The organism is Pseudidiomarina aquimaris, from assembly GCF_003987395.1.
In the GTDB taxonomy this organism is placed as follows: Bacteria; Pseudomonadota; Gammaproteobacteria; order Enterobacterales; family Alteromonadaceae; genus Pseudidiomarina; species Pseudidiomarina aquimaris.
In genome coordinates this window covers 103959-128675 of the sequence record NZ_PIPT01000007.1, presented here as the reverse complement: position 1 = coordinate 128675, position 24717 = coordinate 103959, and the positions used below count along the sequence as shown (strand labels likewise).

Genomic DNA, 24717 nt, shown 5'->3' with positions numbered 1-24717 from the left:
TTATGGAGAGTCGTTAAGCGCGCGCCAAAATACGGTCAAGGTGATTGGCAAACTCCATGCGATCGCGTTGATTCAACGGCGGTGGACCGCCGCTTTGCACGCCGCTGGCGCGCATGGTGTCCATAAAGTCACGTACATTTAGGCGGCCTCGGATGTTGTCTTTGGTGAAAAGCTCGCCACGCGGACTCAGTGCTTGTCCGCCCTTGGCGATCACCTCGGCAGCTAACGGGATATCGGCGGTGATGACCAGATCGCCTGCTTCGCACCGCTTGACGATTTCGTCATCGGCAACATCAAATCCGCTGCTGACCGTAAGTGTTTGAATAAACTTTGAGGGCGGCACGCGCAAAGGCTGGTTGGCGATAAGTATAAGCTGAAGTCTTTTACGTTCTGCCGCACGGTACAAAATCTCTTTGATGACCGTTGGACAGGCGTCAGCATCTACATAGATTTTCATGATGGACTCTTATTGAGGTAGTCTCAGTAGCATAGCATGAGAGCTTAAGGACCTTAGTGGAATGCGTAAATTATTATTTGCCCTTGCGGCACCTTTATTGCTGTTGCAAGGCAAGCGGGTGCGAAAACAAACAGTGCGTCTGCCGGAGCCTCCTGGGGCGAGACATGGGGCGCGCGAGGGTGACGAACCTGCGTTGCAACTGCTGTTACTTGGCGACTCCGCAATCGCGGGTGTGGGCTGTCAGACACAAGAAGATGCGGTAGCCGGCCAATGGGTTGCGCTCACTCCTGCAGAACGAGCGTTACGCTGGCAACTGATTGCGAAATCGAGTTTAACCTGCGCAGGAGTTCTGGCGTTACTACAAGAGCATGAGGTGTACGTTAAAGCACCGGATGCGGTGCTGGTGTCGGTCGGAGTCAATGATGTGACACGGCGCACCAGCATAACCCAATGGCGTTGTGATCTGGAGCAGCTAACGCAGTATCTGACGGAGCAATTGCACGCCAAGCAGATCATTTATACCGCCTTGCCGCCGATGCATAAATTTCCTGCCCTTCCGCAACCCTTGCGTTGGTTTGTTGGACAGCAAGCTTTCGAATTAAATCATCACCTTGCTGAGCATTGCCAAACACATACCAACACCGAACTGTTAAACTTCGACTTACCTTATGAACCAGAGTACATTGCAGCTGACGGCTATCACCCCTCTGCACAAGCTGCAGCTATTTGGGCGAAAGCGGCTGCAGAAAAATTAGGAGTAACAAAAATTGATTCGTAAGACGCTGCTCTTTTTACTGTTGGCATTGGTCGTAGTGACGGTGATGGACTTATGGCGCGGCAAAGATCTACCCAAGGGCGCGTTGCCTGATACGCGTTGGGTCACTCTGGACGCGCAACATATCGATCTCGTGGAACAAAGTTATGGTGAGCCGGTGATTGTCTATTTCTGGGGCTCTTGGTGTCCGGTATGTCATGTGCTGACACCTTCGGTTGATTGGGTTGATAACTATCTGCCGGTCGTCAGTGTCGCGATGAGCTCGGGCTCCGCCCACCAAGTACAAAACTATTTGCAGAGCAACGACTACCAATTAGCGGTGGTCAACGACCCCGATGCAGCAATTTCAGGGCAGTGGGGCGTGCCTGTGACACCGGCGTTCGCCATTGTTCGCAATGGTGAAATTCATTCTTTTACCGCTGGGGTCACAACCCCTCTAGGCCTATACGCACGTTGGCTATGGGCTTATGCGGCAGGTTGATAGCGTATTTTGACCTCGTTACGACGCAAGAACGGTAATGTCCACGGCGGATCATAGCGAGCAAGTTCTGGAGCGCATAATCGTTCTCCAGCTAATGCTTTACATTACGCAGCGGCATCAACGGAGATCACGCCTTGCTTAAATTTAGATCCTTTTCTGTGAGGCTGCCGTTTATTTTATGACCACAGCCGTAAAAGAGGGTCGTAAAAATGGGCGAAAAGAAATTAAGCTATTGGGACACCCATGAAGAGCTAGGTCCACAGCCACCTTGCGCTGGAGCAGAACTCGATAATGAAACGGGGCAACCGGATTATAGCTATTGCGCAGCGCGTGAAGACGAAAGCACAACAAAAGACGACGAAGCACAGTAAAGCGGAAGTAAAGCCTGCTGTTGTTCACAGGCGGTTTTTGGGTAGAATGGCGCTTGATTAAAAAGAGCTAGGATACCGAATGCGACGATTGTTAATTAGCTTCAGCCTCACAACTGCCATGTTGCTGTTAGGCTGTAGCGATGCGCCTGAGAATGTTGCGCAGAATGCTACGGAGAATGTTACGGAGAATGCGGCTGAGGAACGAAATAGCACGCCTCAGGCAGGAGCACGCGAAGATTCTGAGGTAGCACACAACACCTTAGAGCCTACTGAAAAGCCCAAGCCCACGATTCAACTCGCTAGCCCTAGCTCGGCTGAGCCGCGCATTACTGCGCGAGAACGCGATTTTTTAGCTATGTCCAACGAAGTACAGCTGGTGACGCTGAAAAGCGGACAAACCGTCTCCTCATTGCTTTCCAAACAAGGCTTTAGCGCCCAACAAATTGCTAATTTAGCGATTGCGCTGCGTAAAGTCGTCCCCCTCAACAAATTGCAAGCCGGCAGTATCCTCGCGATTGATGAGGTCGCTGGACAGCGACAAGTCAGTCTAGCCGGTGAATATGCAGTGCGAGTGGACGCAACGTTAACTGGTGATGAATGGCTGGTAACCAAAAGTAAGGTTCCAACCCGGATTGAAGTCGCAGAGCATGCCATCGTGATCGGCCATAGCTTGTATGGTGACGGTGCAGCAGCAGGTATTCCTGGAGATGTTATCAACAGTGCCTTGCTGGCGCTCTCACATTTCATTGATTTCCAACGACAAGTCTACAATGGTAACCGGTTTGAAGTCGTCTTCGAGCGCACCCTTGTGACCGAAGATGAAGCTTTGTTTGCCCATCAGCAAACGCCATTACAACCTACGTACTTGCGCTTTAAAAATAGCGAAGATGATTTACGTTTGTATCGCTACAACGATGCGTTCTATCTCGAGGATGGTCGTCTCGCTGAGAGCTTTTTGTTGAAAACCCCTTTAAACGGCGCACGCTTATCATCGCATTACGGCCAGCGTAAACACCCACTGTTGGGTTATACGCGCATGCACAAGGGCATTGATTTCAGTGCGCCGGCAGGCACACCCATTATGGCTGCGGGTAACGCCACCGTTAAACGTGCCGACTGGTATGGCTCCTACGGTAACGCTGTCGTTTTGCAACATGATGACGGTTACGAAACGCTTTACGCCCACTTGAAAGGCTTTGCGAGCGACATTAAACCGGGCGTGAAAGTTAAGCAAGGGCAGATAATTGGCTTTTTGGGTAACACCGGCTTATCGCAAGCGCGCCATCTGCATTACGAAGTCTACCGCAACGGTAAAAGCGTGAATCCGCTCAACCTGAAAAAGCTCACGACGGAGCGTTTACAGGGCGAAGAACTTGCACAGTTCACCGCTTTTGTTGAGGGCCTTGAAGACCGTACGATGCGCTTAGCGCAGTTTGCCAGCGGCGATAGTGCAATCTATCCGCCACTGACAAGTGAAGCACGCTAAATCACTCCTGCTGAAGGTAGTCCAGCACGCGTTCGAGTTTAGCTTGCGAGCTAAGCTCGGTCGCGGCCATGAAATCCAGTGAAACATCAGGCGTTACCCCATCGGCTTTCAGATCGCCATTAGGGCGGATGATATGCGCTTTCGGATACCCTACCTCGACACCTGTGTGATCCAATGTGAAGCTCTCCATGGCTGCGTAAGTGGTTGCTAAGTCCGCGGTCTTTTCACCAATCACCGTAGCAAAACCATAATCTTGCGTGATGGCCGCGACTGAAACCGCATTGCTATAGGAATAGCGGTCAATCAATACATAGACGGGCGTGTCACCCACCGATTTGTCCGCTCCATGGGGCACAGACTCCTCGACTGGAAAGGAAACAATATCCCCTTGTTCATGTGCGGCAAAAAGCTCGGCAAGCTGACGCGAGGTTTCATTGTTAGAGTCATCACCAGTGAGCCGACGCTGGTTCGAGGCGCGCGATAGCTCAGATGCTTTGATGCGAAAATCTGCAGCAAACTTAAATGGTCGGTCAGCAAACCAAGCCAGCATGTGGTCGCTGAAACTATTGGAACCGCCAGGATTATTGCGAACATCGATAAGAATTTGCTTCACGTTATGGGCGACAAAGGTGGCAAAGGCGTCATCAATAAACGCATGAAACTCTTCGGTGTCCCAAATTTCCGCATGCGAGGTGGCGTAGACGTTGTAAAAAGGACCAGGCTTGAGATAGCCAATGCTGCCTCGCATAATGGCAAAGTCGCGGATTTTTTCTTCGCTTGGCGATGTCGCTGTGGCGCCGTCGAGCGCTGCGACTTGTTGATCTTGCGCTAACGTCGCCTGCGTGTATTCATAAACTTCCCCAGTCGTAGCGCTGCGCAAGCGTAATTGATAGCTATCACGCTCACCTTCATGCAGCCATAATAGAGGTACAAGTTGGCCTTCTGTCAACGAAGCCATGATCTCAGTATTGTCGGCGGCAATATAGGTTTGAATCGCCGCAAGCCAGTCTTGGACCGGTTGCCCATCGACGGCAATAACTTCGTCGCCGACCTTAATCGGGCTTTTGCTATCGCTATCGTAATAGTTGCTGATTGTAATTCTGCTAGGGGTAACTGAAAAATCCATGGGCAGCGTTTTACCGTTGCCCTGCATAAAAGCTCGATAAGCATCAACAGGGAAATCGATTCGGGTGTGTGCAATCTTGGCGAGAGCTGCAAACTGCATAAAGAGTTTGTGGGCTTCGAGTTGTGTCATTGGCCCTTGTATTTGTTGCATCAACGTCTGGTAGGCTTGTTCATACTCAGCTTGTGACGTGTGCACAAAAAGATCGTAACTACCCTGCTGCAAGTTTTCATATAGCTGTGTTAGATCGGCACGAACTTGCTCGGCTTGGTAAGTCTTTGGCGTAGTCTTGGTATCCCTTTCGCTACTATGTGTTGGTGGTGAAATAAAGGCGACAGCAGCTAGTAAGAGCGATAAAGTTAAGTAACGGCGCATTTTCAAATATCCTTTGTTGTTAGTTAGGCTCGATAGTTCGGCCGCAATAGTAGAAAATGCATGCATAGGAGTCCTGACAATACTAACGGATCTTTCGGACAAAAACCTGACAAGGTTAACAGACTGAAATGGAACAAAATTTCCTTACTGGTAAGGTAAAAATAGGCGATTGGCAGGTTGACTTTGATAGTGGTCAACTCAGTGCAGATGCCACCAAAACAATAGAAAATGATGACGCATCACGACGTTTGGAGCCTAAATCCTGCCAAGTGCTCGCCTATTTAGCTGCGCATCCAGGCGAGCTGGTGACCAAGCAAGCGCTTACAGAGGCGGTATGGAGTGACACCTACGCGAGTGACGATACGATTGCGCGAACCATTTCACGCCTGCGGACAAGCCTTGGTGATAATTCGCGGGCGCCGCGCTATATCGAAACTTTGCCGAAGCGTGGTTACCGTCTGTTAGCAGAGGTGCAACCGTTAGCGGGAGCGTCGCCTGCGGCAGCAACACCTGCTGCAGAAGCGCCAGCTGAAAGACGACCGCGACGCATGTTGGCGGTAGGCGTGCTCCTGATTGCTGCGCTGGTTTTGGTGATTATTGCGAATTTGAATTTGTTTAGTGCGTCGGGTGATGACACTGTTTCGCCAACAAGCGAAAAACAAGATGAGTTGCTCACGCGCGCTGACGACTACTACCATCAAATGCGGCTAGCCGATAATGAGATGGCGATTTCGCTCTATCAACAACAAATCGAGCTCAATCCAGATGCCGCACTCGCCTATGCAGGCCTCGCAAACTCATTGGTTCAGCGCGTGGTGCGGTGGTCGGGAGACACCGGCGATACGCCGGTAAAACTGACTGAACGGGTTGCCTCCGGTGCGTTAGCAACCGAGACGGCACAGCGCCAGTTACAGCGGGCGAAAGTCCTCGCGGAAAAGGCCGTCAACTTGGCACCAGAAAATGCCACCACCTTAAAAGCTTTGGGGTTTGTGCAATCGGCACAAGGCGACTATCAAACGGCTATCGCAACCTATGATAAAGCCTTGCAGGTCGACCCGATGGCCTGGCAAGTATGGTTAAATCAAGCTGAACTGCAGAATGCGTTAGGTCATAAAGCTGAGGCGTTAGATGGTTTCATTGCAGCGTTTAAGGCCATGACCACCCGCTACCAAAACGATGAAGTACAAATCAGGCCTTGGTATGCCGACTTAGGCAACCTTATTGGCGATCAATACCTTGCCAAAGAAGACTATCAAGAAGCAGAAAGCTGGTTTCGACGCGTGTTAAGCTTCGCTCCCATACATGAACAAGCAACGCTCGGCCTTGCCGTCGTTTTGCAGCAAACTGGCGATGAGGCGGGGGCACTTAGACTGTGTGAAGAACTTAAACGCCGATTGCAGGCGCAGTATGCTTGTCCACAGGAGCTCGCTGAAAGAAAATCACGCGCTGACTAATGATCTCGCACGTGAGGCCGAAGCGTTCACTTAGCCATTGCATGGTTTTTGGCGTGTAGAAGCTGACATGCGTAGGATCGTTTTTGTATTGCCAGGCTAAAAAAGCTTCTGGTGTTTCCCGGGTAAAGAGCGAGGTCATAATCGCCAACCAAGCTCCCTCTTTAAGCAAACTTACCAAGGTGGGCCAACTCGTCGCTGGCGCATTAAAATGCTCCACAACCTCAGTACAGGTCACTACATCATAACGCTGCTCTAATGGCGCCTTATCGGGATAGTAAAAAATATCGTAAAGCGCCATGCGAATACCGGCATCTTCGAGCATCAGATGCAGAGTAGGGCCGGGGCCACAACCAAAATCAAGGCCTTCGGCGCCGAGTGGTACGCGCTTGAGTAGTGGCTCGGTAAGTAGGCTGAGAAAGCACCGGTAACCTTCATCTGTTGGGTCGTTTTGGTGAAGGTCGTAGATCTCTTTTTCGGCGATTTTTGCCAAATTTGCACTAGGATCGGCGAAAATAAGCTCACATTCGCTGCACTTGAAGAAACGGCGAAACTTGTCTTGCGCGAATTCTGTCGCCGCACTTTGACATAGGGTACACACTGGGCTCATGACAGATTCTCAACATACAATGCCGAAACACTCTGGCCTTTCGCATTAATTCCATTGACCGACCAAGCACCCGTGACAGGGTTCTGCGTCACGCGACCTTGCAGCGTCGCGCACTCGCCATCGTCAAAGGTCACATGAATTTTGCAAAAGTGATTTTTCTCTAGCTTGAAATCGTCGACTTCTACACTGACCGGCTTCGATTCAGCGTTCGGCTTACGGCGTTTGTGCCAGTTCAGCTCTTGAATAACAAACGGCATGCTTCGCTCCTTCTATGTAGCTAGTCTACCGAAATCCGCTTAAGGTTTGCATAAAAAAGGCAGCTGAAGAGCTGCCTTTCAAGAGGTAACTGCGCATTAATCGGTATAACAAACTTCGGCATGTGCAACCACGTAGATGGTCTGGGCACTGCTCGGATCAATAGCTAGTTGATAGGGTACCAATGTTTGCGGTGTCGCAAACTCTTGGGTATTACCAAACTGACCGGGTGCAGTGGTGGTGATCATCACATCATCAGCGTAGAGATGGGTTGCGTTCCAAGCAAAGCCAGCATAGGCAAAGAAATCTGCCAGCAAAACACCGTTGCTATAGCTGTACTGTAACTCACCGGCTAAATCACCGTTCGCAATTACGTTATTGCCAGCTGCTGCATAGATAGGTGTTGAACCGCTTTCACCATCTTGTAGTGTTAGTTGCCAACCCCAGCGATTCGAACCCCCAACAACATCAATCAGTGTAGCTTGACCGAAGGCAAAGCCTGTTTCTGTGCGCGTGCAATCGTCACCTGGGTCACCACCATTATCACATGGCGCAAAATAGCTAAACCACGTTGCCCAACTTCCGCGTGGCGTAAAGCGGTTTCCCGCACCCCACGCCGTTTCGGTGGTGTCGCCATTGCTAACGACCGCATGCGCTGCAATCACCAGTGTTGTGTCGCAAGTTGTATCGAGTTCACTGAATGGAATCGTGAAACTATAACTCTGTGACGTAGTCGTTGCTGAATAGGGAAACAAGCCTATTTTTGGGTTTCCGCTCTTAGTTGTTGGTATGTCGCCAAAATCGGTACCAACGAACAAATGCATTTCGCCTAGTGTCCAAGCACCGGTAGTGGTGAAGGTGACGGTCACTTCTGTGTCGTCATTAGCAACACAGACGGTCCCAACATCGAGCGTTTGACCAGCATACAATGTTTGACATTGTTCAGCGTTTGCCTGTGGTATGGCAAACAGACAGAGAAGGAAAAGAAAGAGACTTACTAATTTTTTCATGATTCAGCCCTCCGTGGGCTAAATAGGCATAACCTCGCACATCATGTGCATGACAGACCGGCCCCTTCCTTGAGGTGAAAAGTAATTTAGTACAGCCTAAAATAAAATCATTATGCCGTTTGCAATAGCGTCCCGTTAGCAAAAAAAGGTACGTTTTAAGTGATTGAACTTGGCCAAAAAATAGACGTCCAATAGCTAAATGAAAGCTAAAAAAAGGTGAAACTATGAAATGTCCGGTATGCAAAGAAGAGAGTCTAGTGATGGCCGATCGTCAAGGTATCGAAATTGATTACTGTCCAAGTTGTCGCGGGGTTTGGTTAGATCGCGGTGAACTCGACAAAATCATTGAACGCTCAGCGCCACCAGCTGGGGCAGAGCCTCAGCGGTCGCGTGAACCAAGTTACGACCGTAGCCATGGCTATGGTGCTTCGCATGGTCACAAGAAATACAAAAAGAAGAGCCTACTGGGCGAGCTTTTTGATTTCTAAATGTGCGATTCAAACACGCGTGAGCCAATCATGCGTATCAGGTGTTTTGCCCCACTGCACAGCATTAAGCGCGGCACGAAGCTTTTCGGTGGTGGGGCCTTGCTCGCCTGAGCCCACTTGATACTCTTTGCCATCTTCAATTAGCGTGCCAACAGGCGTAAGTACGGCGGCTGTACCTGATAGCGCCGCTTCGGAATGAGGCTTGCTGGCGCGTTCTAACAGTTCATCGACACTCAAATTGCGTTCACTAACGGTCATGCCCATGTCGCGTGCAAGGGTCAAAATAGAATTGCGCGTGATGCCGTGTAAAAAGGTGCTATCAAGTGCTTTGGTGATGATCTCGTTACCGTCGATCAGCAAAAAGTTCGCCGCTCCGGTTTCTTGCACATCGCCGTCAGGACAGAATAATACTTGGTCGGCATTCACCGCTTTGCGTGCGGTCAGAATAGGTTGTAAGGCACTGGCGTAGTTGCCACCGCTTTTGATCATGCCCATATGTGCGGCACAGCGCGAACCGTTTTGCTCAAGCAGCAAGCGCAGAGGGCGGATACCACCTGAAAAGTAGTCTCCTACTGGTGATAGCAAAACATAGAGCATAGAGGTGAGGCTTGGGTTAGCTGCCTTGCCAATCGCTGGCTCGGTGCCGATATGCGTAGGGCGGATATACATTGAGCCCGGCGGCTCAGGCACATCAGCAGCGAAACGCTTGACGATGCTAATGATCATTTCTTCAAGTTGTTGCGCTGAGGGTTCCGGCAACGAAAGTAGACGGCTGCTCTGGATCATCCGAGCAATATTGGCGTCCATGCGAAAAATATTGATTGACCCATCGTCATGACGAAATGCTTTAAGCCCTTCAAAACAAGTACTGGCATAGTGCAACACATGAGCGCCTGGGTGTAATGAGATGGCGTCGGCATCGACAATTTCCGTAGCGCTCCAACCGTTGCCATCAAAGGTAGTAAGTGCCATTTCGGGCATAAATACGGAACCAAATGCAGCCATGCTGTTGCCTCTTGTTATCGAAATTATGGACCGACGAGTGTACTTTGCCTGTCGAGCTCGCGCAAATGACAGCAAAAACGCCCCAGCGAAAGCATGGGGCGTTTTAAGTTACGTAAGGACTGTAGTGAAGGTTTAGTCGACTAGGTCAAAGCGGTCGGCGTTCATCACTTTGGTCCATGCTTTGACAAAGTCTTTAACGAACTTCTCTTGCGAGTCGTCTTGGGCATAGAGCTCGGCATAAGAACGCAGTACCGAGTTTGAACCAAACACAAGGTCGACACGTGACGCAGTGTATTTGGTCTCACCAGACTTACGTTCAACAATGTCATAGGAGTTCCAGCCTGTTGGCTTCCAGCTGTACTTCATGTCCGTTAAGGTCACGAAGAAATCGTTGGTTAAGCTGCCAACACGGTCCGTGAAAACACCATGCTTGCTATCGCCGTAGTTAGTACCAAGAACACGCATACCACCAATCAACACTGTCATTTCAGGCGCTGTGAGGCCTAGCAGTTGTGCGCGGTCAAGTAAGAGTTCTTCACCGGTGACTTCGTAATGCTTTTTCTGCCAGTTACGGAAGCCATCGTGTACCGGTTCGAGCCACTCGAAGCCTTCGACGTCGGTTTGCTCTAGTGTGGCGTCACCGCGCCCTGGAGTGAACGGTACTTCGATGGCATAGCCAGCATTTTTAGCGGCCTGCTCAACGGCGTAGTTACCGCCGAGCACAATCACGTCGGCAATACTTGCACCCGTTTCAGCTGCAATTGGCTCGAGTTTCGCTAGGACTTTCTGCAAACGTTCAGGCTCATTGCCTTCCCAGTCTTTTTGCGGCGCTAACCGGATGCGCGCACCATTGGCACCACCGCGCATGTCGGAGTGACGGAAGGTCCGTGCACTGTCCCAAGCCGTTGCGGCGAGTTCGCTAATCGAAAGCCCTGTATCTGCAATTTTCGCCTTCACTGCGTTGACGTCGTAGTCCTTCGAACCGGCAGGAATAGGATCTTGCCATAGCAGTTCTTCGTCTGGTACATCCGGGCCAATGTAGCGATCCAGCGGGCCCATATCCCGATGGGTAAGTTTGTACCAAGCCCGCGCAAATACTTTCGAGAAGTACTCAGGGTCGTTATAGAAGCGCTCTGAAATCTTGCGATACTCAGGGTCCATCTTCATGGCCATATCGGCGTCCGTCATGATCGGATTATGGCGAATCGACGGATCTTCGGCATCAACCGGTTTGTCTTCCTCTTTAATATCGATAGGTTCCCATTGCCATTTACCGGCAGGGCTCTTCTTCGATTCCCACTCGTAGTTGAGTAGTAAATAGAAGTAGCCATTGTCCCACTTGGTCGGCTCTGTGGTCCATGCACCTTCAAGGCCACTGGTAACCGCATCACGGCCAATGCCTCGGGTTTTGTGGTTGTTCCAACCAAGCCCTTGCTCTTCGATATCAGCAGCTTCAGGATCAGGTCCTAGGTTTTCTTCTTTGCCATTACCGTGACATTTACCGACAGTGTGACCACCGGCGGTCAGGGCTACGGTTTCTTCGTCGTTCATCGCCATGCGCTTGAAGGTTTCGCGCACGTCTTCGGCGCTCTTCAACGGATCGGGAATGCTGTCGCGACCTTCTGGATTGACATAGATAAGGCCCATTTGCACCGCTGCTAGAGGGTTTTCGAGTGATTTACCGTCGTCTGAATCACCGTAACGTTCTTTGGTGAGCCACTCTCGTTCTGAGCCCCAGTAAATATCTTTTTCTGGATGCCAAATATCTTCGCGACCGAAAGCAAATCCATAAGCAGGCAAGCCCATTGACTCATAAGCCATGGTGCCGGCGAGGATAATCAAATCCGCCCAACTAATTTTGTTGCCGTACTTCTTCTTAATCGGCCATAACAGGCGCCGTGCCTTATCGAGGTTGGCGTTATCGGGCCATGAGTTCAGCGGCGCAAAACGCTGGTTGCCAGTACCGGCGCCTCCGCGACCGTCAGCAACACGATACGAGCCTGCTGCGTGCCAAGCCATACGGATCATTAAACCACCATAGTGACCCCAATCGGCTGGCCACCAATCTTGGCTGTCGGTCATGAGCTCTTTGACGTCTTTCTTCAATGCTTCAACATCTAGCTCTTTGAGGGCTTCGCTGTATTTGAAATCGGGGTCTAACGGATTGGTCTTGGTGTCGTGCTGATGCAAAATGTCGAGATTGAGGGCATTTGGCCACCAATCCATATTCGATTTGCCCGCTGCGGTATGACCGCCATGCATCACTGGGCACTTGCCACTACTGTTGCTCATTTGAGACTCCTTTGGCGTTTACTTATTAAAGTTATGATTCAACTGTAGTCGGTGAAACCAAAGGAGTAAACGCTATTAAAGCGACTGCTTTAATAGGTTTTTTCGATGCATGGAGGGTCGTTTAAATTGTTATCGCAGCGGACGTTGGTGCACAGCGGTGTCGGTGTATTGCTGAAAGGACACGGCTTTGCCGCCCTCAAGTTTCCAGACATGGGCGAAAGGCGCTTTAAAGCTTTTGCCGGTCGCCTTATACGAACCACTGTATTCGCCCAACGCAACAATGGTCGACCCTTCTGCAATGAATTCGTGCGGAACAGCGGTAAAATTGTCCCACTCGCCGCCTAGCCTCATAAATACATTCTCAAGCACGGCATCTGGACCGATGAAAACACCACCGTAGGGGCCGCCTTCGGCTTCGGTCCAGCGAATGTTGGGTGCAAGTCTTCCGAGAACAGAGGGAATGTCACCTTTGGCAAACGCGCGGTAGACGTTTTGAACCAGATCGAGGGCAGTGCTCATGGAAACCTCTATAAGTGTTGAATTGAGGTTTAAAGGTAGTTCAGTATGAAGCAAACCCCAAACCTGACGCCAGGAAAGAGGTTTGCGAGGCTTCACTTAAATCGGTGACCTAAAAAGCGGATTCAAGCTTCGCAATGTTGGCATGACCGGCAAAGCGAGTTTTGAACTCCTCGAATACCTCTAATGCAGCGTCACGCTGACCTTGCTCAAGCAAATTCAAAATCAACTGCGTGTCATATTCTGGGTGCGAAAAGTACTTACGAATGGTTTGCATAAGAGTTAGTTCGCGAGGTTTGTCTTGCGTATCAGCAATGCGATAGGCGTAAAAACCGTACAGCGCAAGGTAGTTCATGTCGTAGCTGTCTGTGTCTCGAGCGAGTGCAAGATCAAGCACGGCGGCACCGGTTTCACGAGCTTTGGAAATTAATTCCATTGTCGCTTCATCCTTAAAGGCTTCACGCGTTTGTAGCGGCAAACCAAGAGCCAATACTGTCGCTTCGGCGGCCTTAGCAACGGAACCCGGATTTTGTGCAGTGATCAAATTTCCGTCTACGGCAACATAAGGCAACATCGGTGCGTTATTGACGAAGATAGCGCCACGTTCTTTTAGTTTATCTTCAAGTAAGAACGGGAAGTGTTCGATATGCTCTGCTGAAAAGGCATGCTCTTCAGTGTTAGTAAAGCTATTCATGCGTTTGCCTTCGACAAACCAACTGCCATCGGCAGTGTGCAAATTAACTAATGCTGCAGGGCCGTGACAGACGGCAGTAATGGTCATATCGCGAGCTACCGCCGAACTCAGCAGCGTTTGTGTTGCGGCATCGGCAGGCAAGTCAATCATGGCCCCTGCACCACCAATCACAAAAACAGCGTGGTAATCGCTCAGGTTTACAGAGGCTGGCGCCAAGGTGTTCTCAAGCTGGCTCAGGGCAAGCTGTTTAAAGCGTTGAATATAAGCCAAATCGTCCTTGTTGTTCTTTACTAGCACGGGACCGCCTTTCGGGCTCATGATGTCGACCTGAACGCCGTTGTCGTGCAGCACTAAATAAGCTTGCGCGAGTTCTTCAAGATCGTAGCTGAGTTCCAGTGCCTGCTCGGTGCCGTTACTTGAGATGAGCATAACTACGCGTTTTTGACTATCGCCACCCTCAGGTGTTTGCGCAGGTGTCTGCGCCATGGCAGTCTTCAGACAGCAACTACCAAGTATCAACGCTGCTGCGGTTAAAAATAGAATGACGTTTTTCATTGTGTGTCTCCTGGTTAAGGTTCTCGAGCATCCTAGCGGGCGCGCTGTCGTGAGAATGTGAAGAAAAATTGCACAGCCTCGACAAAGTCTTCACATAGGTTCGCGTAGTCTGTGCCGAAAGCATTAGGAGACGACCATGAACACATTAAAAGCGATTCTACTTTTCACCGTTTTATTCCTTGGTGGCTGCGCGCAGTCCCATTTAGATATTTTTCCGGATCTTGAAGATCCAAGCTTAATGGACCGTGAAATCTCAGTGGCAGAACTTCACCAAGACATTGATGCCTACGTAGCTGGCGTGCGTGCCCGGCATCCTGACTTCGATGGTTATGCTGACGAGCAAGTGCTACAGCAGCGGGTGGTGGAACTGAAGCAGCAAATTGACCAACCCATGACGCGCGTCGAGTTCTTCCGCTACGTCGGACAGTTGTCACATTTATTCAATGACGGACACAGCTTTTTGCTTTGGCCTTATCAGGAGTACACCGCGGCAGTTGCGGCTGGACAACAGCCATTTCCTTTTGCTGTTAAAGAGCAGAACGGTGCGCTCTACCTCGCGCGGGGCTATGCTCAAACAGCAGCAAACGGAACGCAATCCCTTCCGGCGGGCAGCCAGATTCTCTCGATTAACGGTGTAGCAGCCGAGCACATTATCGAGCAGGGGCAACTCTACGTGGGTGGCGAAACCCGACGCCTGCGCGATGCATTCGTTGCGGAGCGTTTTCCATATATGCTGTGGGCAGTGTTTGGAATGCTCGGCGAGTTTGAGCTAGTGCTGAAGCATGAAGCACAAACCTACTCGGTCACAATCACAAGTGATGAGCAGTGGCAGTCACAAACTGCGCAAGCCGCAAATGAAGATCTAGAACTACAGCTTTTGGAGCCAAACCTTGCTTATTTGCGTGTCGGATCTTTTGATGTCGATCCGGAACAATTTGCCGGCGCGGTTGCTACGCATTTTGCCACGCTTAAAGAGCAAAAGGTTCAGCACCTGATCATTGATATTCGCGATAACACCGGTGGTAACACCGATACCGCGACTGAGCTAGCCAGCTACCTTGCCGACGCACCCTTCAAGCTGGTGTCGCACGTTACCGAGCGACTCAACGAGGACAATCGCGGTTGGTTCGGCTATAAAGGAAGTGTAGGCGATATGATTCACACGCCGTGGACTGATGAAGTGAGTCCAAAAAGTGAAGCCAAACGCTTTGCTGGCGATGTCTATGTGCTGGTAGGGCCGGTGACTTATTCGGCAGCCATTGTGTTCGCAACCACAGTGCAGGACAACCAGATGGGTACGCTTGTCGGTGAGCCGACCGGCGGCTATGCAAATCAGACTGCGCAAGGGAATCTATTTAACTTACCGCATTCGCAGTTGCGCGCGTATGTTGCCACACGACTGTTGGTGCGCCCGAATGGCGCGAGTGAGGTTACGCCTGTTATGCCTGACGTAAGGGTGCAGCCCGACATGGCAAGCGGCAGTGATACCGCGCTGACAAAAATAAAGGAGCTGGTGCAATGACCTCATTAACGGTCTTGCTGGTTGAAGATACCTTAGCTATTGCGACTGAGGTCTGTGACTACCTTGAAGAGCAGGGCGTGCAAGTCGATTTTGCCGCAACTGGGCGGCATGGGCTGCAATTAGCGCAAGAGCAAAATTACGATGTGGTGATTTTGGATGTGATGTTGCCGGACATGACGGGTATTCAGGTCTGTGAAAGTATTAAGTTGACCTGCGATCCGGTGCCGCCGGTGCTGCTACTGACTGCACGCGACAGTATTTCTGATAAGTCCGTGGGCTTTGCGGCCGGTGCCGATGACTACTTGACCAAACCATTTGACCTGCAGGAGCTGTACTTGCGCTGTCAGGCCTTGGCACGTCGTCAGCAGTTACATCAGGCGCAGACGGTGAAAATTGGAGAACTCGAAGTCAATGAACGGCAGCAGTGGGCGCAACGTGAGGGGCAACTACTCAAGTTGAGCAGCACGGATTTCGCAATTTTGCTGTTGTTGGTCCGCGCCTTTCCAAACGCGGTCAGTCGCCAGCAGGTTATCAGTAAAATTTGGGGCGATGACATGCCCGATAGCGATGTGCTGCGTTCGCATATTTATACTTTGCGACAAGCGCTGGATAAGCCCTTCGCTACACCGATGCTCGCTACCTTGCACGGGGTGGGCTTTCGGTTGCAAACCAGTGAGAGTGAATAGCAAAGTGGATGTGACCGGTAAAAGTACGAGCATCAATCGCACTTTACAGACCGCGGTCGTAAGCTTCGCGCTTATCCTCGCAGTCTGTTTGGTGGGTTTACTTATCGCTTATGCCTATGTGGTTGAGGACAATGTGTTCAATCGACTGGTAAACAGCGAAGCGACCTACCTTGAGCAAGTTTATGCCGAGCAGGACCGAATAACACAACCACGTTTTCCGTTCATGACGGTTTACGCAAGCTGGCACGAGTTGCCGGCGAGCGTTTACGAACTTCGCGAACGTTCACCCGAACGTGTCGAATTTCCGACTGCAACAGGCGGCACACTGCATGTGCAAACTCTGCAATTAGGCGGTAACGAGTGGATTCTTGTGGCCGATGTAACTGGCTTTGAAGTGTCACGCGATTACTTACCGCGTTTAGTGCCCTGGATCGGATTGATTTTTGCCATCGTGCTCGGGGCAGCATGGTTACTGAGCTTCTATTTAGGGCGAAGCATTACCCAGCCATTAACACGCCTATCCAACAGCTTTAAACAGTCAAGCGACACCGCTGCGCCGATAGAGCTGCCCCAGCATTTACCGCCTAACGAAATAGGCTATCTTGCCGACGTGGTGAAAAGCAGCGTCGACAAACTGCAAGCTGCGTTGCAACGCGAGGCCGACTTTACTCGTGACATTAGCCATGAGTTACGCACACCGACCACCGTTTTGAAGTTTCTGGTTGAGCGCGTTGATGACGCCAAAGGGCTAACTGCACAGCAGGGTAAGCAGCTCAGAGAAATGGTTACGCGCATTGAAGAAACCACCACAGTGCTGCTCGCGCTAGCGCGCGAAGAATCGGTACAAACTGAATCTTTAAGCCTGTTGGCTGAGCTGGAAAGCTGCGTTGTGAGCCACCGAAAGCTATCCGGTCTTGACGATTTTGAGCTGCACATCAATGTACCGAGCAGCTATCGTATTCAAGCCAACCAGAATCTACTGCAGTTAATTCTGACCAACCTTATCAATAACGCAATATTGCATGCGAGCGAACCGGTGCTGCATATTGAGCTGAAGGGACACGCATTGCATTGGAGTAACCCAGTAGGCGATCAAACGCCAGAAAATGTCACTGAAAGCAGCGTAAAAGGGCCTGCTAGCCGAGGTCTTGGGCAAGGACTGCATTTGGTGAAGCGTATCTGTGAACTCAGTCAATGGCAGCTTGAGACAGTGGTTGAGCCGCCAATTTTTCGGGTTGTAGTTCAATTTAAATGACTAAAATAGAGTTTTTGATCAAAAAGTACGCCTTAGTGTACTTATTGCAATATAAGTTTGCTATATCAAACTAAATGATCGATATTTATAATTTAGTTCACTAAAAGCAACTTTATTGGGCGAGTACATGAAGGGTCATATTACAGAATTAAAGCAGCAGACGCGCAGGCTTTTGCAGGAGCTCGAGCGAATCGAGGCAGCCGAACTTGAAGATAAAGAGCTATTTCCGCTGTCTGAATTAAAGGATCGTGTGACTCAATACGTGAAAGAGAACGATATTACCATCGACACCTTTTGCGACTTAGCGATGATAAGTAAGACAACACTTTACGCAGCGTTTAATTCACCTAGCTCAACGAAGTGCTCAACCATTGAGTCAATTATTGCTGTATTTGGCAACTATACATTGTATGTAGGCCGCTCCGATGCACGTTAATCGCATCGCGACCGTTTTCGTTAACGGTGTCAAGGCGGGCCTACTCACCGAATATCGGGCCTCGCAGGATTTATCTGCTCGAGAGTCTTATACATTTGTTTATGCGGAAGATTACCTCTTGCAAGGCGCGCCAATTGGGCATCATCTCACGCTTACCAAAGCCCAGTATGAGTTTGATGCTTTACCGCCTTTCTTTACCAATTTACTTTCAGAGGGTTGGCTAAGAATTCACCAAGCGCAGAAGGCTCGACTCGATAAAAGTGACGAGTTTGGTTTGTTGTGCGCTAATGGCGAAGAACTTATTGGTGCCGTATCAGTGGTAGCGGGAGAGGTCGACGCATTACCAAACCCGCGATTGATTGAGCTACCAATACCGAAACCAAGCACTTTAAAAGATAAGGGCGTTACTATTGTTGGCACGTCACGCTCTTTCAATGAGTATGCCGTCGATCACGCCAACGGACATTCCATATCAGGTGTGCAGCGAAAGCTGATGATGAAACTTGAGGGGCAAAAACTGGTGCCAACGACTCGTGGCGGACAATATATTGTCAAACCCGCCCCCGAAGGTGTGCCACATTGCCCTGAAAATGAGTTTTTTGTCATGAGTTTAGCCAATAAGATTGGCCTTAAGACTGCTGAATGTGGCCTTGTCCCCTTTGAAGACGGAGAATTCGCTTATGTGACGAAGCGTTTCGATATTCTTAGCAACGACAAGCGTTACTTTGTCGAAGATGGTGCTTCTTTATGCTTGGTACACCCAAAGCATAAGGACAGCGATGCGTTAAGTTATGAAACCGTTTTAAAAAGGCTAAGTGAGGCAGCCGGAAACAGCAAAGCGGTGACGCTCAACTTATACTTGCAAGTCGTGTATTCGTACCTTGTTGGCAACAATGATTTGCACTTGAAGAATTTTTCGTTGGTGCGCAAACCTTCTGGACAAGACGCAAAGATGGATAGTATCGCGCCCATCTATGACGTACTCAGCCTCGCCCCTTATCCCAGTTTTGATCGCGCTTGCTTTATGTCGATTGGTGTTCTCGCAACCGAAGAGGGAGACGAGGGCTATTTCAGTGATGCCTACGAGCAGTTTGGCTTTTATAGCCAAAGCGACTTTGTGCAGCTTGGTGTGAACGTGGGTCTGCCGCAAGCACTCGTGGAAAAACAACTAAAACAGCTCATGAGCAAGCTATTAAAGGTGATCGAAAGCGGTTTTCGAACGCCACTACCGGACAAAATGTATGCAACGATAACGGATCGTATTCGTGAGCGGTGCCGCGCATTGGAGCTACCCTACGACGAAGCGTAGGGTAGAGAGTTCTCCAACGTATCCAATCATGGTTTTTGCGGCAAGCGCGAAATTCCCCAAAAGAATACGCCCAAACCACAGCCCATTAAGAACAGGAATAACCCGATCCCAACAGGCGAACCCCAAGATAAAATCACACTTAGTTCATACATTAGTTTGCTCCTTGAGCAGCGATGGCTGCATGATTATTTAAGATGCTGCTGGAACCAACGATCGATTTCAGCAACAACCGTCTCACGTTCACCACGAATCATGTGATCTTCACCGCTGAACACTTTGAGATTATGCGACCTAATATGAGTGTGCAAGCGCTCGGAAAGCGTCCGCGCTGACTGTACTGAGACGCGCTCGTCATCCTCGCCGTGCAATTGCAACACACCAACGTGAGCGGGTAATTTCTCCGGCCATAGGCTCACCGAACGTGTGTAAAGCTGCTCTGCTTGTTGCGTGGCGTAATTGGGAATGAGGGCGCGATAGACACGTTCCATTTCTGGGCGAAAGTCTTTCATCTCGATCAAATCAACAAGGCCACCAATCACCGCCACTGCGCGGTAGTTGTTCGTCGTTTCTTTTGGTGCATCGCGTAAGGCCATAAAGGTGTTCATCGCTCCTCGCGACACGCCTAACATGAAGCGTTGCGAACTATCGGTTTCAGGCATTGCTGCCACCAGTTCGCTAAGCGCGAGAACATCTTGCACGTCGCGGCCGCCAAATTCATCTTGGCCTTCTGAGCGGCGACTCCCGCCACGGTATTGCGTTGCAGCGACGACATAACCTTGTTTGGATAAAGGAATGATAAAATCCAAAAGTTGCGCCAGTGTTACCGCACCAAACCCCTGATTGCCGCCGCGGTTGTAAAGCACCATAGGTAGCGGTTCTTTCACTTGCTTAGGTTTGACGATAAAGGCTTGTACCATGGTGCCATCGGTACTGGGGTAGATGCCAACGGTGCAATCTACACTCGCAACGGCATCGTTAAAGCGTTCTTCATCGTAGCGCCAGGAAATGATCCACGTTTTGAACCAACCATTGCGTTCACGCATCAGGTCGATCCAAGCATCGTAGGTGGGGAAGGCCTTAAAGCAGCTACCACCAGCGTAAAATTTCGCTTCTTGGTTGGCTGCAAGTGTTGCGCTGGGCGCCATCATACTTAGCGCTAACAGCAGCGTTAAAACAATTCTTTTAAACATTAGATGTCCTTAATAGGGCTATAGTTGATCTGGCTGCACACGCTATCGATATCCTCGATCCCAGGTTGCACGAAGCGCTCAGCTGAACTCATTTGTAATCGTTGTGCGCGCGTAGCCGCGAACATGGCTTCGAGCCACGGTAAGTGAGCAGAAATACGGGTATAGACTTCGTTCACGCCATACTCGCCGACGTCTTTGAACCAAGAGTCCGCACGGGAACTAATGCCGAGGAGCCAGTAGGTGTTGCCGCGTCGCATAAAGGCTGGCCCGCCACTGTCACCGTTGCCCGAAACACCTTCTAGTGGCAGTGCTTTGTCGCCACGGTCAAAAACGAATGAAATTTCATTGCCACGGGCTTTTTCCACGCGATTCTGTGCCTTGCGCAGCACGCCGGCGTTGGCCTTGTAATTGACCGTTGGCCCAGTTAAGCCGTTGCCGGTTGCGCCAGAGCCGATAAACCAAACGTCTTTGCCTGCCTCGTTACTTCCTGCATAGAGGCGGGCAGGGGTTGGCGATGTGAGTGGCTGCGCTAGTTCGATGAGTGCGATATCGTTGTCGCCACCGCGTCGGTAGTCAGGGTGGCTGTATCGCGCTTTCACTTCGACGATCTGGTCACCGATGCGAATCGCGGTCCCTGGCGTAACACAAAAAACCGTGTGCGCTGCGGTCACAACCCATTGCGGTTTTACCAGCGTGCCGTGCGCACCAATCTTGTAGAGCGTCGCGAGAGGAGGGAAGTCGTCCTGTGTCGCCAAATAGTGAGTGTCTTTAACGTCATGGCGAATCACAATGGGTTTTGCCAAAGCATTGATTGCGAATAGACACAGGCCGATACCGAGCATGCCATAGAGCCAAACAGATAAACTGAATTTGCTGTTCATAAGCTGTCATCCGCGACATAAACCAGGCTACCGCCCTGAAAAACGTGTGTGGGAGCTAACAAGGCTTGGGGATCTTCTAAGGGATCACGTTGCAGCAAGTTAAACGTCGCCGTTTTGCCTTGTGCGATACCACCTTGCTGCTGTGCCATGTCGAAAGCCAAAGCATTGCCAATGGTTAAAGCCTGAAAAATCGCCGCAGCATCAACCCCTGCGCGCTGCCATGCGCGAATTTCTTCTGCGACAGCAACGGCGTGTAGGGTTCCCGGATTTCCTGCATCGGTACCAAAACCAACCTTCAAGCCGGCCTCAAGCGCAGCACGTAAATTGCTGAATTGCACCTGCAATATGCGTTGTGAGAAGAGGGCTTCGAGCTGTTGTACGATGGCTTGTTCTTGAGCTGATAACGCGCTACGTTCTTCTGGACTGGCATCGACTAAAGGCACATAGCGGGTAAAGATCTGAAACATCTGTTCCGTCGCAGGAAGATTTTCCTGTAATTCGACGAAGGAATTCAGCACATAGGCGTCGGCAAACCGCTGTTCGAACTCAGTAAACGTGAGTTGTTGTTTAAAAATCGAAAGATAGTGCTCATAAGCCGTGAGCGTGGGCATGTAGGTAACATCATGCGCTTGCGCTAATTCGATAAACTCGCGGTCGATAGCTGCAGTCATAACGCCGTGCACCAAAATATCTGCACCTGCACGTATCGCTGCCTTGGCGTAGTCCAAGTCTTGCGCATGCACGGCAACAATCTGGCCATGGGCTTTCGCTTCAGCCATTGCGGCATAAAAATGCTGTTGCAACTGCTGCGGACTCAAACCTCCTTCGTTAGTAAAGACAAACTTGCTAATTTGTGCGCCAAAGCCGCGTTGCATTTTGACCGCGGCCGTTGCCTCTGCTGGCGTTTGGGTCGTCATAAATGTCGGACCGTCGTTACCGGTCAGCGGGGCTACGGGAACAACACTAATTAATTCGCCAGCGCTTAAAATGGTGGGGCACCCTGTCGTGCAGTCAAGCTGATTACGGCTGTGAAGACGTTGCGTCGGACCGCCTAAATCTGCGATGGTCGTGATTCCGAGGCGAAGGTAGTCATGCAAGATATCTGGCAACTGATTGGTAAGCCATGCCTGATCTTGGTCATAGCTGTGTAGCGCCGTTGCACCAATAATATCAGGCCGCGTGAAGGCGCTACCACTCTGCGATAAGTGCACATGGCCATCGATGAGGCCTGGAATGAGCCATGTATCCCGCGCATCAATCAGTTGTGCTCCGGCGGGAATTTCCTCATTGATTTCGGTAACTGCGGCGATGCTATCGCCTTCGATGATCACCGTTGCGGTGCGCCAATCGTTGCTACCCATTCGCTGAACTTGAGCGCCGTAAACCGCTTTTACTGACGCTTCGTTCTGGGCTTGTTGACAAAATTCCGCATCGACAGCATAGAGTTTGACCTGTTGCGCTTGATGTACTTCAACGCACTGAACATCTTCATCGAGCTGTTGTTTACTGATGACGGCAAATTCGCCTTTGCCTTGATGGTAAAGGCGGTAGCGAATCGCTTCATTCGAGCCATCAGCGAGGGCGCTGACGACGCCACCGACGAGAACACCGGCGAGCACACCAGAAATCATATCTTCGGAATCACCATCAAGTTCATCGAATAAACCATAACTTGCTCCCGTTACCATCCCTTCAGGTACGCGTGAGTTTAAAGTTACTGGCTCTTGGTCCAGCACCACTGCATGGTAGCGCTGAATTGTTTCATCGAGATCTGAGCGGTCGATACCCGAGCTAGAACATGCCGTAAGCGCGGTGACAAGACCACAATACATAAGTGATTTAGCGAGAGACTTTATTTTCATGTTTACATCCTCTGTTCGTTGTCGGAACAGCATGGCAAGACATGAAGGGAAAGGCTTAGAACTCCTCTATAAGAACTCTATAATTTATAGGTTTATGATTTAATTGATTTAATCTTGTAGTCTTCAATGGTGGACTGGACCATTTCGAGGTTGCGTTCAAGAACTATTTGTTCAGCGAGTTGTAACTCAGCGCGCGCTTTCGCGGTGTTTCCTTGCGCGAAGTAAAAGTCAAAATAGTCCAAATGCCCTTGCACGATACCAAGTGGGCAATTCAAGAGCTGTTGATAGCGAAGTGACTCGGCTAGAAGAGGCTCCGCTTCACTAAACCGCTGTTGTTGAATAAGTACCTGACCTTGCATTGCCTTTGCATACGCATGATATAGCCAGTCCTGTTGAGCCTCGGCTGTTTCTTGTGCGGCGCGGAGAAAATGACTCGCCGCTGGCAGGTTATTGGCCATAAGCGCAACACCTTTCAAATAAAGAAGTCGCCCACGGAGTGGCTGTGGGGGCAGAGCGTCAAGCGCCGTAAGTCCGGCTTCAATATGCGGCAGCGCGGATTCCGCTTGGCCCAAATGCAAGTAACTGCGCGCGAGCAAAAAGCGCTGCATGGGTTCTTCAGGGTGCTCAAGCACCGCACTTTCGAGGTAGGGAATCGCCGCTTGGGTTTCGCCCTGTGCAAGCAGTGTCATCGCTCGATGCGTTAAAGTCGTGGTTAACAGCGAGGAAGCGCCGCGATGAGGGCGCGCTAATTCACCGAACAACTGCAGCATCAGCGCTTCGGTATAATCGCTAATGACCTGTTCAAGGGTTCCGCCGTGTAACACGCCATGGCGTTGCGTACCGTCTCTATGCCACACGGTAAAAAGCAACGAGTATTCACCGGGTACGCCACTTAGCTTACTACTAATGATTTGTGTTGCCCCCGAGACGGCAAAATAGTCCGCTGGCTCGGCAACCGGCTTACGGTCCATGATGTCCAAAACATCACTGGCCTGAAAAACGGTACGGTCGCTGTCGGTCGGTAGCCGCTGGAGAACGGTTTGCAAGGCACCAAAACCTAGGCCGCGGTCGTCGTTGGTGAGCGCGGTAGTATCCGTAGGCAATACCATCAAGGCTTGGTGTTTGGTTGTTTTCGAGCGCGGCCTTTCTTGTAGCCACGATGACCTCTCGCCGGTATCAACGAAAGAAAACCAACCGATGGTCACAGAACCCAGCAATACAGGCACAAGAACGGACAAAAGCAGCCAGCGCGGTTTTGAGCGCTTCGTAGCCGTTTGCGTTTGCGATTGAATGGCAGGTTGTGAGGTAGTGGGAAGTAACCACGCATAGCCACGACGCGGATAGGTTTGAATCACCGCAGTGGGCGCAAATTTCCGCCGGATCTCGTTAATCGATTGGAAGACGGCCTGATCTTCAACAAAGCTGTTTTCCCACACCGCATTCATGATCGTTTCTTTGGAACAGACTTGTTGTGGGTGTGCGGCTAAGAACTTCGCTACCGCATAGGTTTTCGGACGCAACTCAATGCGCTCATCAGCGAATACCAGAGTGCCGGTGGCGTCGTCAAAATAGACGGGCGTTGCATTATCTTGGTCCATCTAACGGGTTTCCTACCTTTTCCTATGAACTCTT

24 protein-coding genes are annotated in these 24717 nt (G+C 50.5%); 11 read left to right on the top strand and 13 right to left on the bottom strand.

Translation table 11 applies throughout. The features are described from left to right. Positions 1 to 13: 13 nt before the first annotated feature. Positions 14 to 457, bottom strand: coding sequence for a YaiI/YqxD family protein (locus tag CWE21_RS09840; RefSeq protein WP_126834272.1), 444 nt, complete (start codon positions 455 to 457; stop codon positions 14 to 16). Between the two features lie 61 nt (positions 458 to 518). Between CWE21_RS09840 and CWE21_RS09835 the strand changes: the two genes are divergently transcribed. The 4 genes from CWE21_RS09835 (at position 519) to CWE21_RS09820 (ending at position 3570) form a co-directional block, all read left to right on the top strand. Further along, on the top strand, positions 519 to 1235 hold the full coding sequence (locus CWE21_RS09835) for an SGNH/GDSL hydrolase family protein (protein ID WP_126834271.1): 717 nt from the start codon (positions 519 to 521) through the stop codon (positions 1233 to 1235). Beyond that, entirely contained in the window at positions 1225 to 1713 is a 489-nt protein-coding gene (locus CWE21_RS09830) for a protein disulfide oxidoreductase (RefSeq protein WP_126834270.1), read from the top strand. Before CWE21_RS09835 ends, CWE21_RS09830 begins: the two co-directional genes overlap by 11 nt. Before the next feature lie 209 nt (positions 1714 to 1922). After that, a complete protein-coding gene (locus CWE21_RS13370) occupies positions 1923 to 2084 on the top strand; it encodes a hypothetical protein (protein WP_157982758.1) in 162 nt (53 codons plus the stop codon). Positions 2085 to 2163: 79 nt separating this feature from the next. Beyond that, positions 2164 to 3570 (top strand): M23 family metallopeptidase, encoded by a 1407-nt coding sequence (locus CWE21_RS09820; RefSeq protein WP_126834269.1) that lies wholly within the window; start codon positions 2164 to 2166, stop codon positions 3568 to 3570. A gap of 1 nt (position 3571) precedes the next feature. On the opposite strand, the gene CWE21_RS09815 is transcribed toward CWE21_RS09820, so the two are convergent. Then, positions 3572 to 5068, bottom strand: a complete 1497-nt coding sequence (locus CWE21_RS09815) for a S41 family peptidase (RefSeq protein WP_157982757.1) — start codon at positions 5066 to 5068, stop codon at positions 3572 to 3574. Between the two features lie 128 nt (positions 5069 to 5196). Here CWE21_RS09815 and CWE21_RS09810 point away from each other — a divergent pair, with 128 nt between their 5' ends. Continuing rightward, positions 5197 to 6522: a winged helix-turn-helix domain-containing protein gene (locus tag CWE21_RS09810; protein WP_126834267.1), complete on the top strand. Its 1326-nt coding sequence runs from the start codon at positions 5197 to 5199 to the stop codon at positions 6520 to 6522. Here CWE21_RS09810 and CWE21_RS09805 read toward each other — a convergent pair. The 3 genes from CWE21_RS09805 to CWE21_RS09795 form a co-directional block, all read right to left on the bottom strand. Next, complete coding sequence (locus CWE21_RS09805; RefSeq protein WP_126834266.1) at positions 6452 to 7129, bottom strand: class I SAM-dependent methyltransferase; 678 nt, start codon at positions 7127 to 7129, stop codon at positions 6452 to 6454. The two genes, CWE21_RS09810 and CWE21_RS09805, sit on opposite strands and share 71 nt — an antisense overlap. After that, the gene (locus tag CWE21_RS09800) at positions 7126 to 7386 is read right to left on the bottom strand and encodes a hypothetical protein (protein WP_126834265.1); all 261 of its coding nucleotides are present in this window, start codon (positions 7384 to 7386) and stop codon (positions 7126 to 7128) included. The genes CWE21_RS09805 and CWE21_RS09800 overlap by 4 nt, the downstream gene beginning before the upstream one ends. A 96-nt stretch (positions 7387 to 7482) precedes the next feature. Further along, positions 7483 to 8394, bottom strand: coding sequence for a hypothetical protein (locus tag CWE21_RS09795; protein WP_126834264.1), 912 nt, complete (start codon positions 8392 to 8394; stop codon positions 7483 to 7485). Positions 8395 to 8618: 224 nt separating this feature from the next. Between CWE21_RS09795 and CWE21_RS09790 the strand changes: the two genes are divergently transcribed. After that, positions 8619 to 8882 carry a TFIIB-type zinc ribbon-containing protein gene (locus CWE21_RS09790; protein WP_126834263.1) on the top strand — a complete coding sequence of 88 codons (264 nt, stop codon included), beginning with the start codon at positions 8619 to 8621 and terminating at the stop codon, positions 8880 to 8882. 9 nt (positions 8883 to 8891) lie between these two features. Here CWE21_RS09790 and CWE21_RS09785 read toward each other — a convergent pair whose 3' ends face one another. The 4 genes from CWE21_RS09785 to CWE21_RS09770 all read right to left on the bottom strand — a co-directional run bounded on the left by CWE21_RS09785 (position 8892) and on the right by CWE21_RS09770 (position 13944). Next, the gene (locus tag CWE21_RS09785; RefSeq protein WP_126834262.1) at positions 8892 to 9887 is read right to left on the bottom strand and encodes a branched-chain amino acid aminotransferase; all 996 of its coding nucleotides are present in this window, start codon (positions 9885 to 9887) and stop codon (positions 8892 to 8894) included. A 132-nt stretch (positions 9888 to 10019) separates the two neighbouring features. Further along, positions 10020 to 12179 (bottom strand): catalase/peroxidase HPI, encoded by a 2160-nt coding sequence (katG, locus tag CWE21_RS09780; RefSeq protein WP_126834261.1) that lies wholly within the window; start codon positions 12177 to 12179, stop codon positions 10020 to 10022. A gap of 129 nt (positions 12180 to 12308) precedes the next feature. Next, positions 12309 to 12698: a nuclear transport factor 2 family protein gene (locus CWE21_RS09775; RefSeq protein WP_126834260.1), complete on the bottom strand. Its 390-nt coding sequence runs from the start codon at positions 12696 to 12698 to the stop codon at positions 12309 to 12311. Positions 12699 to 12807: 109 nt separating this feature from the next. Further along, entirely contained in the window at positions 12808 to 13944 is a 1137-nt protein-coding gene (locus CWE21_RS09770) for a type 1 glutamine amidotransferase domain-containing protein (RefSeq protein WP_126834259.1), read from the bottom strand. A gap of 136 nt (positions 13945 to 14080) precedes the next feature. On the opposite strand from CWE21_RS09770, the gene CWE21_RS09765 reads away from it, so the two are divergent. The 5 genes from CWE21_RS09765 (at position 14081) to CWE21_RS09745 (ending at position 19152) form a co-directional block, all read left to right on the top strand. Continuing rightward, on the top strand, positions 14081 to 15466 hold the full coding sequence (locus CWE21_RS09765; RefSeq protein WP_126834258.1) for a S41 family peptidase: 1386 nt from the start codon (positions 14081 to 14083) through the stop codon (positions 15464 to 15466). After that, positions 15463 to 16152 carry a response regulator transcription factor gene (locus CWE21_RS09760; RefSeq protein WP_126834257.1) on the top strand — a complete coding sequence of 230 codons (690 nt, stop codon included), beginning with the start codon at positions 15463 to 15465 and terminating at the stop codon, positions 16150 to 16152. The genes CWE21_RS09765 and CWE21_RS09760 overlap by 4 nt, the downstream gene beginning before the upstream one ends. Beyond that, a complete protein-coding gene (locus CWE21_RS09755; RefSeq protein ID WP_198675103.1) occupies positions 16145 to 17407 on the top strand; it encodes a sensor histidine kinase in 1263 nt (420 codons plus the stop codon). The genes CWE21_RS09760 and CWE21_RS09755 overlap by 8 nt, the downstream gene beginning before the upstream one ends. Before the next feature lie 127 nt (positions 17408 to 17534). After that, positions 17535 to 17843: a hypothetical protein gene (locus CWE21_RS09750; protein WP_126834255.1), complete on the top strand. Its 309-nt coding sequence runs from the start codon at positions 17535 to 17537 to the stop codon at positions 17841 to 17843. Continuing rightward, on the top strand, positions 17833 to 19152 hold the full coding sequence (locus CWE21_RS09745) for a type II toxin-antitoxin system HipA family toxin (protein WP_126834254.1): 1320 nt from the start codon (positions 17833 to 17835) through the stop codon (positions 19150 to 19152). The genes CWE21_RS09750 and CWE21_RS09745 overlap by 11 nt, the downstream gene beginning before the upstream one ends. Positions 19153 to 19337: 185 nt before the next feature. On the opposite strand, the gene CWE21_RS09740 is transcribed toward CWE21_RS09745, so the two are convergent. From CWE21_RS09740 to CWE21_RS09725, 4 genes are all read right to left on the bottom strand, one after another. Continuing rightward, positions 19338 to 20342, bottom strand: a complete 1005-nt coding sequence (locus tag CWE21_RS09740) for an alpha/beta hydrolase family protein (RefSeq protein WP_126834253.1) — start codon at positions 20340 to 20342, stop codon at positions 19338 to 19340. Next, positions 20342 to 21223, bottom strand: coding sequence for a S1 family peptidase (locus tag CWE21_RS09735; protein WP_126834252.1), 882 nt, complete (start codon positions 21221 to 21223; stop codon positions 20342 to 20344). The genes CWE21_RS09740 and CWE21_RS09735 overlap by 1 nt, the downstream gene beginning before the upstream one ends. Further along, positions 21220 to 23085: an amidohydrolase family protein gene (locus CWE21_RS09730; protein ID WP_157982756.1), complete on the bottom strand. Its 1866-nt coding sequence runs from the start codon at positions 23083 to 23085 to the stop codon at positions 21220 to 21222. Before CWE21_RS09730 ends, CWE21_RS09735 begins: the two co-directional genes overlap by 4 nt. Positions 23086 to 23177: 92 nt before the next feature. Next, a complete protein-coding gene (locus CWE21_RS09725) occupies positions 23178 to 24683 on the bottom strand; it encodes a winged helix-turn-helix domain-containing protein (protein WP_126834250.1) in 1506 nt (501 codons plus the stop codon). Between the last annotated feature and the right edge of the window lie 34 nt (positions 24684 to 24717).

Excerpts from the sequence above, each read along its gene's own strand:
- CWE21_RS09785 (WP_126834262.1), bottom strand. The coding sequence starts at position 9,887 with ATGGCTGCATTTGGTTCCGTATTTATGCCCGAAATGGCACTTACTACC.
- CWE21_RS13370 (WP_157982758.1), top strand. The coding sequence starts at position 1,923 with ATGGGCGAAAAGAAATTAAGCTATTGGGACACCCATGAAGAGCTAGGT.
- katG (WP_126834261.1), bottom strand. The coding sequence starts at position 12,179 with ATGAGCAACAGTAGTGGCAAGTGCCCAGTGATGCATGGCGGTCATACC.
- CWE21_RS09740 (WP_126834253.1), bottom strand. The coding sequence starts at position 20,342 with ATGTTTAAAAGAATTGTTTTAACGCTGCTGTTAGCGCTAAGTATGATG.
- CWE21_RS09790 (WP_126834263.1), top strand. The coding sequence starts at position 8,619 with ATGAAATGTCCGGTATGCAAAGAAGAGAGTCTAGTGATGGCCGATCGT.
- CWE21_RS09770 (WP_126834259.1), bottom strand. The coding sequence starts at position 13,944 with ATGAAAAACGTCATTCTATTTTTAACCGCAGCAGCGTTGATACTTGGT.
- CWE21_RS09805 (WP_126834266.1), bottom strand. The coding sequence starts at position 7,129 with ATGAGCCCAGTGTGTACCCTATGTCAAAGTGCGGCGACAGAATTCGCG.
- CWE21_RS09835 (WP_126834271.1), top strand. The coding sequence starts at position 519 with ATGCGTAAATTATTATTTGCCCTTGCGGCACCTTTATTGCTGTTGCAA.
- CWE21_RS09730 (WP_157982756.1), bottom strand. The coding sequence starts at position 23,085 with ATGAAAATAAAGTCTCTCGCTAAATCACTTATGTATTGTGGTCTTGTC.
- CWE21_RS09795 (WP_126834264.1), bottom strand. The coding sequence starts at position 8,394 with ATGAAAAAATTAGTAAGTCTCTTTCTTTTCCTTCTCTGTCTGTTTGCC.
- CWE21_RS09750 (WP_126834255.1), top strand. The coding sequence starts at position 17,535 with ATGAAGGGTCATATTACAGAATTAAAGCAGCAGACGCGCAGGCTTTTG.
- CWE21_RS09745 (WP_126834254.1), top strand. The coding sequence starts at position 17,833 with ATGCACGTTAATCGCATCGCGACCGTTTTCGTTAACGGTGTCAAGGCG.
- CWE21_RS09800 (WP_126834265.1), bottom strand. The coding sequence starts at position 7,386 with ATGCCGTTTGTTATTCAAGAGCTGAACTGGCACAAACGCCGTAAGCCG.
- CWE21_RS09840 (WP_126834272.1), bottom strand. The coding sequence starts at position 457 with ATGAAAATCTATGTAGATGCTGACGCCTGTCCAACGGTCATCAAAGAG.
- CWE21_RS09735 (WP_126834252.1), bottom strand. The coding sequence starts at position 21,223 with ATGAACAGCAAATTCAGTTTATCTGTTTGGCTCTATGGCATGCTCGGT.
- CWE21_RS09820 (WP_126834269.1), top strand. The coding sequence starts at position 2,164 with ATGCGACGATTGTTAATTAGCTTCAGCCTCACAACTGCCATGTTGCTG.
- CWE21_RS09815 (WP_157982757.1), bottom strand. The coding sequence starts at position 5,068 with ATGCGCCGTTACTTAACTTTATCGCTCTTACTAGCTGCTGTCGCCTTT.
- CWE21_RS09775 (WP_126834260.1), bottom strand. The coding sequence starts at position 12,698 with ATGAGCACTGCCCTCGATCTGGTTCAAAACGTCTACCGCGCGTTTGCC.
- CWE21_RS09725 (WP_126834250.1), bottom strand. The coding sequence starts at position 24,683 with ATGGACCAAGATAATGCAACGCCCGTCTATTTTGACGACGCCACCGGC.
- CWE21_RS09760 (WP_126834257.1), top strand. The coding sequence starts at position 15,463 with ATGACCTCATTAACGGTCTTGCTGGTTGAAGATACCTTAGCTATTGCG.
- CWE21_RS09810 (WP_126834267.1), top strand. The coding sequence starts at position 5,197 with ATGGAACAAAATTTCCTTACTGGTAAGGTAAAAATAGGCGATTGGCAG.
- CWE21_RS09765 (WP_126834258.1), top strand. The coding sequence starts at position 14,081 with ATGAACACATTAAAAGCGATTCTACTTTTCACCGTTTTATTCCTTGGT.